This window comes from Segatella copri (assembly GCF_002224675.1).
Lineage (GTDB): Bacteria > Bacteroidota > Bacteroidia > Bacteroidales > Bacteroidaceae > Prevotella > Prevotella copri_U.
In genome coordinates this window covers 176,554-190,782 of record NZ_NMPZ01000001.1, presented here as the reverse complement: position 1 = coordinate 190,782, position 14,229 = coordinate 176,554, and the positions used below count along the sequence as shown (strand labels likewise).

13 protein-coding genes are annotated in these 14,229 nt (G+C 39.5%); 6 read left to right on the top strand and 7 right to left on the bottom strand.

From position 1 onward, the window contains the following. Position 1 precedes the first annotated feature (1 nt). Genes CFT61_RS00825 through CFT61_RS00800 form a run of 6 tightly spaced genes read right to left on the bottom strand, consistent with a single transcriptional unit; the run spans position 2 to position 6,510 of the window. Complete coding sequence (locus CFT61_RS00825; RefSeq protein WP_089542600.1) at positions 2–823, bottom strand: glycosyltransferase family 2 protein; 822 nt, start codon at positions 821–823, stop codon at positions 2–4. 7 nt (positions 824–830) lie between these two features. Next, positions 831–1,646: a hypothetical protein gene (locus CFT61_RS00820; protein WP_089542599.1), complete on the bottom strand. Its 816-nt coding sequence runs from the start codon at positions 1,644–1,646 to the stop codon at positions 831–833. A 1-nt stretch (position 1,647) separates the two neighbouring features. Then, positions 1,648–2,799 (bottom strand): glycosyltransferase WbsX family protein, encoded by a 1,152-nt coding sequence (locus CFT61_RS00815; RefSeq protein ID WP_089542598.1) that lies wholly within the window; start codon positions 2,797–2,799, stop codon positions 1,648–1,650. A gap of 13 nt (positions 2,800–2,812) precedes the next feature. Continuing rightward, positions 2,813–3,868, bottom strand: coding sequence for an EpsG family protein (locus tag CFT61_RS00810; RefSeq protein WP_089542597.1), 1,056 nt, complete (start codon positions 3,866–3,868; stop codon positions 2,813–2,815). Between the two features lie 15 nt (positions 3,869–3,883). Next, positions 3,884–5,446, bottom strand: coding sequence for an oligosaccharide flippase family protein (locus CFT61_RS00805; RefSeq protein WP_142990520.1), 1,563 nt, complete (start codon positions 5,444–5,446; stop codon positions 3,884–3,886). A 17-nt stretch (positions 5,447–5,463) separates the two neighbouring features. Beyond that, positions 5,464–6,510, bottom strand: a complete 1,047-nt coding sequence (locus CFT61_RS00800; RefSeq protein ID WP_089542596.1) for a hypothetical protein — start codon at positions 6,508–6,510, stop codon at positions 5,464–5,466. 205 nt (positions 6,511–6,715) lie between these two features. Between CFT61_RS00800 and CFT61_RS00795 the strand changes: the two genes are divergently transcribed. The 6 genes from CFT61_RS00795 to CFT61_RS00775 all read left to right on the top strand — a co-directional run bounded on the left by CFT61_RS00795 (position 6,716) and on the right by CFT61_RS00775 (position 12,342). Next, entirely contained in the window at positions 6,716–8,299 is a 1,584-nt protein-coding gene (locus CFT61_RS00795; RefSeq protein ID WP_089542595.1) for a capsule assembly Wzi family protein, read from the top strand. A 21-nt stretch (positions 8,300–8,320) separates the two neighbouring features. Further along, positions 8,321–8,788 carry a lipocalin-like domain-containing protein gene (locus tag CFT61_RS00790; RefSeq protein ID WP_089542594.1) on the top strand — a complete coding sequence of 156 codons (468 nt, stop codon included), beginning with the start codon at positions 8,321–8,323 and terminating at the stop codon, positions 8,786–8,788. Positions 8,789–9,371: 583 nt separating this feature from the next. Further along, entirely contained in the window at positions 9,372–9,509 is a 138-nt protein-coding gene (locus CFT61_RS16750; RefSeq protein ID WP_176425459.1) for a hypothetical protein, read from the top strand. Between the two features lie 180 nt (positions 9,510–9,689). Beyond that, positions 9,690–9,938, top strand: coding sequence for a hypothetical protein (locus CFT61_RS00785; RefSeq protein ID WP_089542593.1), 249 nt, complete (start codon positions 9,690–9,692; stop codon positions 9,936–9,938). A 24-nt stretch (positions 9,939–9,962) separates the two neighbouring features. Then, positions 9,963–12,149 carry a caspase family protein gene (locus tag CFT61_RS00780; RefSeq protein ID WP_089542592.1) on the top strand — a complete coding sequence of 729 codons (2,187 nt, stop codon included), beginning with the start codon at positions 9,963–9,965 and terminating at the stop codon, positions 12,147–12,149. A 7-nt stretch (positions 12,150–12,156) separates the two neighbouring features. Beyond that, positions 12,157–12,342: a hypothetical protein gene (locus CFT61_RS00775; RefSeq protein ID WP_176425458.1), complete on the top strand. Its 186-nt coding sequence runs from the start codon at positions 12,157–12,159 to the stop codon at positions 12,340–12,342. Positions 12,343–12,982: 640 nt separating this feature from the next. On the opposite strand, the gene fucO is transcribed toward CFT61_RS00775, so the two are convergent. Further along, positions 12,983–14,137: a lactaldehyde reductase gene (gene fucO / locus CFT61_RS00770; RefSeq protein WP_089542590.1), complete on the bottom strand. Its 1,155-nt coding sequence runs from the start codon at positions 14,135–14,137 to the stop codon at positions 12,983–12,985. Positions 14,138–14,229 lie beyond the last annotated feature (92 nt).

The window sequence follows — 14,229 nt, the reverse complement described above, 5'->3', positions numbered from 1 at the left end:
TTTACAGAGGTCTTACGTAATCTTCTAGAAACAATTTGTAAGCAGTTGCAACAATGCGACTTACGTAGAATAGCAAATTATATTTTTTTATATGTGAGAAATACTCTTTTGTATAGAAATAGAAGAGCTTGATCTCCATTTTCTGCTTTTTGCGCCTATTCTCCTTGCTTCTTGAGGATGAGCCGTCTCTCTTGCGAATATAGTAAATGGCGGATGGAGGTGTAACGTTTATTTGTTTGATACCTGCCGATACCATAAACATAAAGAAGGAATCTTCGCCATGAGATAAATTCGTTCTAAAGCGAATATCACCAATCAATGGGCGGGGAATAAGCTTGCAGCAAGCACTAGACAGCAGGCTGCGATGACGGAAAACATTCTTTTTCTTCCCTACATCATATCGCTGATAAGCCGAAGAGAGATAATGATCTGCCACATTTTCAACTTGTCCTCTGAAAGCAATCATATTGGCAACAGTGATTCCATTGTCGCAACTGTTTTTGCTTAATTGTTCCAGATAGTTTGGACTTACAAGATCATCATCGTCAATGAAAGTAAGGAATTTACCTTTTGCAAAATCTATGCCTAGATTTCGAGCAAACGAAACACCTTTGTGCTCACTATAAATCAAATGAACCTTCATCTTATAATTTTTCAGATACTCCTTTATATTGGCATAATAAGGTTCTTTGTCTCCATTCAAAACGAGGCAAACCTCATACGCATCCTTGCCTAAAGTTTGCTGCTCCAGGCTATCTAAACACATTCTGAGTAATTCCCCAGGAGCGTAAGTTGGTATGATGATACTTATTTCTGGTGTCATAAACTATTTAATTCTCATTACATTTAGCATATTCTACTTTGATACCGCCAATTTCTGCTGCAATTTGTGAATAGGAGGATGCCACGCTACCCAATATTTTTTTAGTCTTACTTAGACAGAATAAATCCACTACTGCGAATTTCATACCTTCGAGAGAGTCTCTACTGGTATCATCCATTAATGTAATGACTCTTCCTGGGAATTTATCTTGCAGTTCTTTTTTTACCTTCTCATCATCACTAGCCACATAAAACTTCACTGTATCATCTTTTTCTATTTCAAGTTGCATAAGATGGACAAAAACATCTATTGGTGAAGAATTGATAGAAGCTATGTTGTCTGTTCTTCTGATATGAACACCAATCATATTTTTCGAGAAAGTCGAGGTTATTTGATCAATCCGCAGCTGAAGATCTCTTTTCGGAACGAATATGTTCTGAATTTGATAATCCGTACACATAGGATAGCAAGAAATCAAGAGCAGGTTGCCCTTATAATTACTCTTCAACTTCTGGTAGATATCTCCTTGTGTATAGATGCTATGATTGAAAACGACTTGCTCATTACCCAACCGAAGGAACCATTTTCTTAAAAGGTAATCCTTGGTTCCGTTGATATGATATAGCCATTGCGTATTCTCTATCAGATGCACTTTTTCTATATGAATAGGTTCGAATAAGTCGGCAAAGTTTGCCTTGAGCCCTCTACTGTTGTTCCAATAGATGGATAGCGAACAGTTATAGTGCTTTGCTATCGTAATGGTAGTTGCGATAGCTCTCAGTCGATTGCAAAGTCCTCCTGTCGGGATTATTTTTATTTCCATTTTATTCCGCTTTTATTTCATTTTTTATGGCATCTAGAAAACCGTGGCCATATAATGAGTCTGGTTCCACATAGTTTCCTTCCCCCCATTCGTTCCAAGAACGCAAGAATAAGATTTTCTTATCTTCCGGTTTGTTTCTAATAATTTGAAGTGCCCCTCTGATATGTTCCTCAAAATTCTGTGGGGTAGCGTTTACATATATCCCCTCATGCTTGCCTGCTCTTGGAGTTCTGTCCCATTGTGGGAAGAGAGTAGGGAATACATTGTTCCATTGGTCTTCGGGCATATAGAAATGCTTCATCACTTTCGGATAATCATATTTCAACGGAGGCAGAAAGGAAAACTTCTTTTGTAATGCTCTTCGAATGATGCGGCAATATTTTCCTTGATACACCATTTCTGCGCGGTTTTTCCCCATTGGATTAATGCCATCAAATCCTAGTTTGATAAAGCTTTCATAAACCTCAGAAGCACTGTCCAGATTAGGAACTACTCTGCTCAAAGTGCCATCTTCATTGCGCTTTATGGTGGTTGTGGCTGAGCACATAGCAACGAAGTAAATACCTTTCAATCCGCTTTCTTTGGCTAAGTCACGCCAGAGATGGATAAAATGACGGACATCCTTAAAGTGGTAAGGGTCGAATATCAAGAACAGTGGCTTTCCATCTACGGTAATGTAGCGATGGTCTTTGAAAGCTTGAAGAACATAATGAAAATGGGCAATATAATCATCGTCTCCAGGATATTTCTGCTCGCAAATCTTCTGATTACCACCTTTGTTCACCCATGTTCCTGTTTTCCAATCATGGTTGGCCCATGCGAGACAAAACGGGAAGTCCGGTTTGCCGGAATCCAGTACCTCATCGAAAGGACGCTGCAACAAACGTTTGCCATTACCCATCCAATAATGCCAGTAGCAGAAACCTTCTATACCTGCTTCGCGTGCCAACTGAGCCTGCTGCTCCCGAGTCTCTGGCAAACGAAGATCATAGAAACCTAAATCTGCCGGTATTCTAGGCTGATAGTGCCCATGAAATACCGGACGAGCCTTGGCAACATTCGTCCATTCAGTGAATCCCGGTCCCCATACCTTGTCGTTTTCGGGAATCGGGTAAAACTGTGGCAGATAAAAAGCTATAACTCTTGCTTTCATTGTATTTCTTTATTTAAAATCTCACGATATCACCTAATCCATAATGAGGTAAAGCGAGATACATTTGGAATATCGATAATAACACCAGGATTGTAATTCCCATCCATTTCTGTTTGAATGTATATACGATCCCTGAAAATAAGAAAATGTTAACGATACAGTATAACTGACTGATTCTCAAAGCTAGAACTGGGAGAAAAGCCAAACTTGTATGCAAGAACAGCCCTAGTGCCACTATTTTTATTACAACATTATAGTTTTCATTGAAGGCAGTGATTGTCTTTCGAAAATATAATGTGTAGTAAAACAACATCACGGAGACAAGGTGTACAGGATCAAAGACATTTATGTTTACTGTCATTTTTCCTTTTTCCATTGCCTGCTGGTAGATGGCTAGTTTGTTACCGATAAGTGGAATATCTGTATTCAGCAGCATACTGATACCACCGAAATATATGAGATAGCTTAGGGGGATGAGTAACGCTATCATTATATTTTCTTTGCGGTTGAAATCTTTATTGCCAAACATAAGTGTTGGTAGCAGAGCTAAGGAGGAATAGTGGAAGAATGAACCAACTATAATTAGCAGCAAAGCTTTTCTTTTTTCTTTTTTAGCAATGTAGTACACAGCCAACAAGAATAAAGCAGACACAACTCCAGCTCTGATTTGTGTCATTTCATGCAATACAAAGTAGAAACTTATATATAACATCAACGGCACGAAAATGCATTGCAAGTTTTTTTTGAATGCATATAGCTTGATAGTGACACCCAGTAATGCATAAACTAAAAACAAAAGATGCACATTATCTGTAAATACATTTAGAATAGCAGATATGAGAGTAAACGATGGTTCTACCATACCCATCTCAGAACTCTGATAATAATGCTGGAAAGAATACTCGTAATTTTCAGAATCAGGATCCAGACCAATTTCGCGTAATCCTGCTATGAGAACCATAACGAATCCCATCAAGATATATAGAAAAAATCTATATCTCTTGATGTAATCTTCCAGATAACAAAGTATAATCGTTATCAAAAGTACTGATAGTAAAATGTATCCCATAATTTATTGTTTCCTTTATAATATTGTTTGCCTTTTATTCACTACCTTATGAATCAGTGAATGCAATAATTTTCGTTCGGCTTCCGAAAAGCCCCATACGTATATCAATATAGACATTACCATGACTGAAGAAATCACGATTAGCCCAAATCTTTGAAAACCTGCTATCGGTAACTGAAGCAAGAACAGTTCCAACATACTCGTTATACCCAGTATGAAGAAGGCTGGAAGTATCAGATGTTTATAATAACTTCTCAGCTTCAGTTCAGGAATAGCTTTTCTCAGCATCACCAATCTTATATTATGAGCTATCAGACACAAGACTATCATTACGATAAAGATAGTATAAGAAGGACAGTCTAGTATAAATAGTCCCCAACAAACTGGAATGTTCATAATGGTAAGACTTTCTACATATAAACTATACTTTCTGATTTTTCCTGTAGCTTGTATAATGATAGTAATCGGATTATGTAAAGTCAAAACTATCGTATATATAATATAGAGTCTGCAAAAGAGTATGATTTCCGGAGTGCTGTATCCTAACCAGAATTGCAGTACATATTCCGTTTCCAACATCAAAGGCATTGCAACCAAACACAGTAAATACAAAATTGCCTTATTGGCATAAAAATAAAGTTGCTGCATATATAGCATATCCTGGCACGAATAGGATTTAATTAATGTTGGCCGGAATGCAACAACTATACTATTGCTCAACGTGTTGATGGCATTGTATAATTGGTTGCCAATACAAAATGCAGCATTTACCAGTGGACCAAAGAAGATATTGAGCAAAATGATACTTCCCTGAGTCATGCCCATTCCAGACAAAGCACCATAAAATGTCCATCCAGAGAATGATATCAATTCTTTGTATAGCTCCTTGTCTATTCCTTTTGTCGTATATCTGCATTCGATGTATTTGCGAGAAGCAACAAGCATATAAACAACCATCACTAAGCCAGATTCCATCATCATGGCGCCACTATATAAAATAAGATGATCGAAACCAAACATACAGATTAAAGCCGCAATCATCAATTTTAAGAAACAATCTACAGAAGATACGAGTGCATATACTCCCATATCTTCATTAGAGAAGATTGCTCCTATATATGGAATCTGAAGCAAGGTAAAAACAAACGAGAATATAGAAAACTGGAACACCCAGCTTGCAGCAGACAGTCTATCAGCAGGGATTGTCATCTGTGTGGAAACAAACCAATTTCCTACAAGTTCAAGGACAAGGATTGTGATAATCGAAAACACAATAACTAAATTCACACTGGCAGAGAATATTCTGGTTAGCTTTTCCTTCTCACCCAAACCTATTGCGTAAGAATAGAATCGCTGCGTAGCCATCGCTAGAACACTGCTGATACAGGTGCCAGTAGTAACCACACCAGCCACAGCATTGTATATGCCATAATCCTCTGTACCAAGACCTTTCAGAACCCAGCGCACAGTATAGAGATTGACAATGGTAATAATGAGCATTCTGGCAAATAGCACCAAAGTATTGGTGGCTATTCGCTTGGAATAGTTGCTGTGATTATGTTCATTCATTTTGCTCATTATTATTATTATTGTTTCTACTCTCTAAAAATCATTTTTCTAATTGAATATACAGTCACGACGATAAAAGCCAGAAAAGTCATTCCGAGAACAAATAGCATTCTCTTAGGTCCTGCCGGTTTCAATGGCACAGATGCACTCTGCAGGGTCGTAAAGGCTGGAGTTTGCATCAGAAGTTTTGCCTGAGCCTGCTGCACCTGAGCCTGAAGACTCGTGTATGTGTTGTAAAGCAACTGCATCTCATTCTCCATATCGTTGGCTTTCAGGCGGTAACTTTCCAATACCACATCCTGATTGGCATCTGAATAACTGCCATACTGCTGTCTGATGCGCTCATATTTTGACTTGGCATCACTGCTCAACTTCTTGTAGTACTCTAAGTCTTTCTTCGCTTTCTTGGTACGATAGTCGGTGATGAAATCCTGAAGTTTAGCCTGAACCGTATCAGCAAGGGTTGCACATATCAGAGGATCCTGATCTTCTACGGAGATAGAAATCACATAGTTCTTCTTATCTACATTACACTTGATATTATCCATCATCAGCTTGACAATCTCATCCTGTTGCTTGGTTAATAGAAAAGGATTTGCCTTCTTGCTCTTTACCACTGTTGTATCTGGTTCAGCAAACCATTTTCTTACAGTTTGAATTCCTGTCATCCACCAAGGATATTTATGATGATTGGCAAGGTAATCATAATAGGTAGTATTGATACTTCCATCCTTAGATTTCACCTTGACATCAAACATACCGACCATAAAGTCGTTGGATTCTATCAGCTCAGGGTAGAGTTCCGGGAAGATCGCATCACCGTTTGCAGAGTTTCCTCCTAAGTCGAAGCCGAATGAAGAGGCTATGTCACCTAATGAACTCGAACTGAAGCTTGATATTTCCGGAGCCAATTTTGCTGTACTTGAATAATACCTTGGCACGCAGAGGATGAGCAGGCAAGAGAGTACGAAGGTGACAGGAAGAGCTATCAGATACAGTTTCTTATGCTTCTTCATCTCCTTGGCTATTGCCAACACATCTATTTGTTTGAGATGTTCTTCTTTATTTTCCATTGTTTATCTTGTTTACAAAAACCTTACTAATCTAATTCTTATATCTTATATAATGTAACGCATGTATTGTTGAATTATTGTATTTTGGCGAATTTTATCTTTCCAAACCAGGTTTATAGACCGACTTTTCGTAAGGAATGTTAAAGTAACTGCAAAAACTACAATAAAATGAGTGTTTATGCAGTTTTATAGATAAAACATTGATATGAAGAAAGTTTTCTGTTTAGTTTCGCTTTGCTTCCTCACTGTAGCGTGTCCGCAATCAGTGAAGGCGCAATATTGTTGGCAGGAAGATGCGGAACCTACAAAATTAAGACTCGATAGTGCCCTGGAATACCGAATAGATATGCAGGCTACTTTTTCAAAGGGCAAAACACCACTTTGGCTCAATGCCAATCGTTATGGTTTAAGTTCTCTGAAAGAGGCGAATGCCTATCTAAGAGGTAGTTTGATACGCCCTCTATCCACAGATAATCAGCGCAGATGGGGAGTAGGTTATGGTGTAGATTTGGCATTGCCCACTCATTTTACCAGCAGGTTTATTGTGCAGCAGGCTTTTGCAGAAGTAAGATGGCTGCATGGTGTGCTCAGTGTGGGTGCTAAAGAATATCCGATGGAATTGAAGAACCAAACGCTTTCCAGTGGTAGCCAGACGCTGGGCATTAACGCTCGACCTGTACCGCAGGTAAGGTTAGCCTTGCCGGAATATTGGACGCTACCTATTTTTAATCATTGGGTTCAACTCAAGGGACATATAGCTTTTGGAAAATTCACCGATGAGAACTGGCAGCACGATTTCACCCAGCGCAAATCCAAGTATTCGGAAGGTGTGCTCTATCATAGCAAGGCAGGCTATCTGCGAATTGGAAACGATGCCGCATTCTGCCCTTTGAGTGTAGAATTGGGCTTGGAAATGGCAGCACAGTTTGGTGGCAAGCCATACACCTATGATGGAAATGGCGGACTCAAATGCAAGGCTACAGAAGGTGGATTAAAGGGAATGTGGCATGCTTTTATTCCTGGCGGTCATGATGATGGTGAAGGTCAGTATGCCAATATTGCCGGCAACCAGTTGGGGTCTTGGCTCATGCGCATCAACTATAATGCTGACACCTGGAAGTTGGGCGTTTATGCTGATCATTTCTTCGAGGATGACAGTCAGATGTTTATGCTTGATTATAATGGATATGGCGAAGGAAAGGAGTGGCAGAGCAAGAAAAGCCATCGCTTCTTTATGTATTCCCTCCAGGACATGATGCTGGGTGCGGAACTGAATATCAAATATGGCAGATGGTTACGAAATATTGTTTTGGAGTATATCCATACCAAATATCAGAGTGGTCCATATAACCATGATCATACCGTGAATATTCCTGATCATTTGGCTGGAATGGACAATTATTACAATCACAGTAACTATACTGGCTGGCAGCATTGGGGACAGGTAATGGGTAATCCGCTCTATCGTTCGCCAATCTATAATACCGATGGTAAGATTGAGGTGAAGGATAACCGTTTCATCGCCTATCACCTGGGATTCGATGGCCAGCCTTCCGATAAATTCGGCTATCGTGTACTTGCCTCCTATCAGAAGGGATGGGGAACCTATGTCCTGCCATTTACCAAGAAGCATCATAATGTCAGCTTCATGGCAGAAGGCAGCTACCACTTCTTAAGAAGATATACGGTAAAGGCAGCTTACGGAATGGATTTCGGCAGTACAGAGATGCTGGGACACAATAGAGGATTCCAGATTACCCTGACAAGACAAGGTATCGTCAAGTTCTAACTTTATGAAAGAGAAAAGATAATGAAAAGAATAATATATTTGATAGCAGCTATCAGTCTGGTACTGAGTTCCTGTACCCTAGAGACGAGCGATAATGGAGATCTTGATGGATTCTGGCATCTGGAACGGGTAGATACGTTGGCTACGGGCAACTATCTCGACCTTTCCAGGGAACGTGTATTCTGGGGAGTGCAGCATAAGCTGATATCTTGTGCCAGTATTACCCCCACGAATATGTACAGTTTCCGTGGCTATTATTTCCGATTCGAACAGACTGGTGACAGTCTGATTCTGCATTCGCCTTACAAGAACAACTGGCATCAGGATCATGGAGAAAATGGTGGTGATATTCCTGCAACCGTTGTGAATGACAGCATCAGAAGCTATGGTATCAATAATCTGCGAGAAGCTTTCTACAAAGAGAAGCTCAAGGGCGATAAAATGATGCTCCGCTCTAAGATGTTGAGGCTATACTTCACTAAATTCTAAAAAAGAATTCGTAATTCAATTTTCCTTTTACACTCATTAATACTTTCTGATTATCAGAAGCTTAATGGTGAAAGGAGTTTTGTCCGATTATACGAGAAAGGAAAAGACTGGATAAGTTGGTGCACAGCAGTTGGTTTCCGCTTGCACAACACGTGTTGTGCGAGCGCATATCAGCTGTTATGCAAGCGCACAACAGCTGTTGTGCGGCTGGAGATATTAATTTCCCCGAAAACAGATATTAATCTTTCCGGCAACTTCTCCTATATGTTCCGACAACTTCTATTGCTTTTTACGATTGATTATTACGCTTGCTAATGGTACAAGAACCTATTCCTTCTGTAGCTTTCGTTAGGTTTGCTAGTGAACTAGAAGAATCTAATTATATCTATAACGTTGCAAAATACGAATAATTCCCTGAAAATCAAAGAAAATATAAGTTTTTTTTGTAGATTTACCTGGAAATATTTGGTATTTTAAAAACTTCTGTGTACTTTTGCACAAAATAAATATTTAAAAGATAGCATAATGTTGCATTATCGATGTAACAAATAAACAAGGAAATAAGATAAGAAAGGAGTAAATTATGAAGGAAAAGAAATTAAAAGTATTCGCTCTTCCTATTGAGGAGTTTGAAAAGAAATATCTTGTTAGCTATTCGATAGTAGTACCAGGAATTCCTGAGGGACATGTGGCAAAGGTAGTTTCTGTACGCCCTTGCTAGACTTTTTTAATCTCTGTAGATATGCAAAAGATTAGTAAGAAGCATCTATGTAGAGTAAATACAATCCAAACAGATTGCGTTATTACTCCTTTTTTTGAAAGAAGGAAGGGGGTATTGGTTACTATTAATGATGTATATAGTGAGTAAAAAAGAAAATGTATAATAATTCAAGGAGGGGTTATGATGAAAATGAATAATCGAGAAGAAATTTATAGCTATTTAAAGCAATATGATAGAGAATATAGCTTGGCTAAAAACAGTGAAGAAAGAGATAGAATAGAAAATAATGTTCGTAACTTTGCTGAAGGCTTAGATGATGAGATTTATTTGGAGTTGAATAATAATGCAGCAAGTGGTCTGTTTGCTCCAGGTTTCTTTGAAAGCGATATGGATAAGTCTCTCAGACAGCTGCAAAATGTAAAGTTATAGTATTGGCTATTAGATAGAGTAATTATGGAGATGATTGGGATTGTAAAAAGACAAGCAGTAATAGTACTTTTGTTTATTTGCTTCTTTCCAACAATGGCTGTTGCGCAGGTTGATCAATTTAAATTGAAACAAGTCTTGCAAGATGCAAATGCTGGAGATATATCAGCTTGTGCCTATTTGGGAAAAATGTATTATGAAGGTACTGGTGTAGCGCAAAATTATAACGAAGCATTTAAGTGGTATCAAAAGGCTGCTGATAATGGGGGCACAGGTGCTTATATTTGGTTGGGAGTTATGTATTATAACGGACAGGGCGTAGCTCAAAATTATGAAAAGGCATTTCTGTGGTCTAAAAAAGCCGCCGAAAATGGGGCTGCTGATGCTTATGTTGGGTTGGGAATTATGTATTGTAAAGGACAGGGCGTAGCTCAAAATTATGGCGAGGCTATTCAGTGGTTTCAAAAGGCTGTAGATAATGGAGATGCTGTTGCTTATGGTTGGTTAGTAGGTATGTATTATAACGGACAAGGTGTAGCTCAAAATTATGGTGAGGCATTTAAATGGACTAAAAAAGCCGCCGAAAAAGGAATTGCTGTTGCTTATGCTGGGTTGGGAGGTATGTATTATAAAGGACAAGGCGTAGCTCAAAATTATAATGAGGCGTTTAAGTGGTATCAAAAGGCTGCTGATAATGGGGTCACAGGTGCTTATTCTTGGTTGGGAGTTATGTATTATAACGGACAGGGCGTAGCTCAAAATTATGAAAAGGCATTTCTGTGGACTAAAAAAGCCGCCGAAAATGGGGCTGCTGATGCTTATGTTGGGTTGGGAGTTATGTATTGTAAAGGACAGGGCGTAGCTCAAAATTATGGCGAGGCTTTTCAGTGGTTTCAAAAGGCTGCTGATAATGGGGTTGCTAGTGCTTTTGCCTATTTGGGAGAAATGTATTACGCAGGAGACGGCGTAGCTCAAAATTATAATGAGGCGTTTAAGTGGTTTCAAAAGGCTGCTGATAATGGGATAACAACTGGCATCTATTATTTCTTAGCAGACATGTTTTATACAGGAAAAACAGGTATAACGGACTATTCGCAGGCTAAAAAATATGCAGAGTTGGCGATTAAAAATGACACTCTGGATATTGTCGGGCATCGTATATTGGCAAAGTTGTATATGTATGGTTATGCCGTGGAGAAAAATATAGACAAGGCAGAAGCATTAATAGAACAGGCTCTTGCTCATTATAAAAAGAATGGTATTTCAGACTATCCTTGTAATACAATGGATGCTAAAGGAGAATTGTTTTGGGTAATGGGGGATAAAGTAAAAGCAAAAGAAATCTATGATTCAATAAATAAGAATGCGCCTGATTTTTATGCAAAAATCGGAGAAACTGAGTTGTCTAAGTATATGAAAGCCTATAAGGAGGTTGACGTTGATGATAATATTCCAATTGTGGTCAAGAAAAATGAAAAAGTTTTTGCGGTAGTTATAGCTAATGAAAAATATCAAATGGAAAAGGCTGTACAGTATGCAAAGAATGATGGACGTGTATTTGCTGAGTATTGCCGAAAGACATTGGGATTGCCAGAGAAAAACATTCATTATGTGACTGATGCAACATTGAATAATCTCAAATATGAACTTAAATGGCTTCAAAATGTAATGAAAGTTTATCGAGGAGAAGCAAAGGTGATTTTCTATTATGCTGGACATGGTATTCCTGATGAACAGAATAAAAATGGGTATTTGTTACCAATAGATGGTTATGGTTCAGATGTAACAACAGGTTATGCCTTGGATGACTTGTTTAAAACATTAGGAAACATGCCATCCAAGTCTGTAACTATATTTTTGGATGCATGTTTTAGTGGAGCAAAACGAGATGGAGATATGCTAGCATCAACACGTGGCGTTGCCATCAAAGTCAAGCAAAATGCTCCTCAAGGGAACATGGTCGTTTTTTCTGCAGCGCAGGGAGATGAAACAGCATATCCTTATAATGAGTTCGAACATGGTTTGTTTACTTATTATCTATTGAAGAAATTGCGAGAGACAAAGGGAGATGTGACGTTAGGCGAACTTGGCGATTATATTAAAACGAAAGTTGAGCAGCAATCTATAGTAGTGAATGGTAAGTTACAATCTCCTTCTATCATGTCGGCACCTTTAATTGGTAATGACTGGAAAAGTTGGAAACTTAATAAATAAGATGGTGATGGCAAGATTCAAAAGTTTTTTATTGGTCAGTTTGTTGTTTGGATTTTCGATGTTTACATCTTCTGCTCAAACGGATGACTCCTATGCTCAATACGAGAAATTCAGGAAACATGCTAAGGCAGAGTATGAGGATTACCGTGCTCAATGTAATGCAGAATATGTTAAGTTTTTAGAAAAGGCTTGAAAAGAGTATAAGGCACTTCCGTCTATTCCACGTCCTAAAGATGAGGTCGTGCCTCCAACAACAATGCCCCGACAAGATAAGAATAAAAAACAGGCAAAAGAAGTCCCGATAGAAAAGGTCGTTTCGCCGATATTGTCTTTGCCGCAACCAAAACCAATTTCGCCAATTTATGAGAATGACAAGATTGAAGAAAAAACTTCTAACTGTATGGTTGAAACGGGCTGAAAGCCCAAAAGCTCTTAGCCCGTTTCAACCATACAGTTAACATTTTTTACACTGGATTTTAATCCGGCGGGACGCCTAGCGGACTTGCGCTGGTGTTCCGGCGAATTTGCAATCCTTCGTAATAGCAAGCCACTTTCAAAGCTTGTTTTACCAGCTCCCGACGTATCGTTTTGTGCCTGGCAATGGCAGGTTATTGCCCTGGTAAGGGGCAATGTTGTGCCATAGTGAGGCAATAAGCGCTACAAGCCGCTTTACGCATTGTCAGTACTATCATGGCAACCTCTCAGTAACGTCTTTGCGCCTAAGTTGAGGGATTAAATGAATAAAAAATCGCCCTGAAAGGTGAAGCATCATTTATGCTTGTTCCTTTCAGGGCGATTAAAATATTAAAGAATTATTGTATCTTTAGCCTATATTACAAGATCTTGTGATACAAGGCGATGATATCCTCCTTAGAAACCTCGCGAGGGTTACCTGGAGTACATACATCGGTGAATGCCTGCTCGGCAAGGGCAGGGATGTCAGCCTCTGTGATGCCCAATTCGCTGAGATGCTGTGGAATACCAACCAACTTAGACAACTCCTCGATAGCATTGCATGCTGCCTCTGCTGCCTCCTGGTCGGTCATACCATCCTTGTAAACACCAACAACCTTGGCAATCTGTACATACTTAGGTACACTTACCTCCATATTGAAACGCATCACGGTAGGAAGCAGGATGGCACATGCTACTCCGTGAGGAACATCATGAAGGGCACTCATTGGGTGAGCCATACCATGGTCAACGCCCAAACCTACATTAGAGAATGCCATACCGGCAATATACTGAGCTACAGCCATACCGTTGCGACCCTCTGGATTGGTAGGGTCATTCACTGCGATAGGCAGGTACTTATGAATCATCTCGATAGCCTTGAGCTCGAACATATCACTCATCTCCCAAGCTGCCTTGGTAATCAAGCCCTCGATAGCGTGAGTCATCGCATCCATACCGGTAGCAGCGGTGAGACCCTTTGGCAAAGAATACATCAGCTCAGCATCTACGATAGCAACGGCTGGAATATCGTTAGGATCTACGCATACCATCTTCTGTTGGCGCTTCTCGTCGATAATCACATAGTTGATGGTTGTCTCTGCTGCGGTACCTGCTGTAGTAGGAAGTGCTACGATAGGCAAGCACTTGTTCTTGGTAGGTGCAACTCCCTCCAGAGAAACGATGTCGGCAAACTCTGGGTTGGTAACAACCACGCCGATACCCTTTGCGGTATCCATAGAACTGCCACCACCGATAGCGATGATGAAGTCTGCCTCAGCATTCTTGCAAGCCTCAATACCTGCAGTAACATTGGAAACTGTTGGGTTTGGCTTTACGTCATCAAATACCTCGTAAGCGATGTTAGCCTCGTCCAATACGTCGAGTACCATCTTGGCAACGCCAAATTTCATCAAGCCCTTGTCTGTTACAACCAAAGCTTTTTTCCAACCACGACTAGCGATTACTGTAGGAAGCTCCTTGCGGGCACCTGGACCGAAATAGGAAACTTCATTAAGAATGAATCTGTTTACCATAAATGTCTTTGTTTAAGATTGAATTTATTAATTAATAATATATTTAGTATATCTATATTGCCATAAGATTGATTGTATGCGACAAAGATACA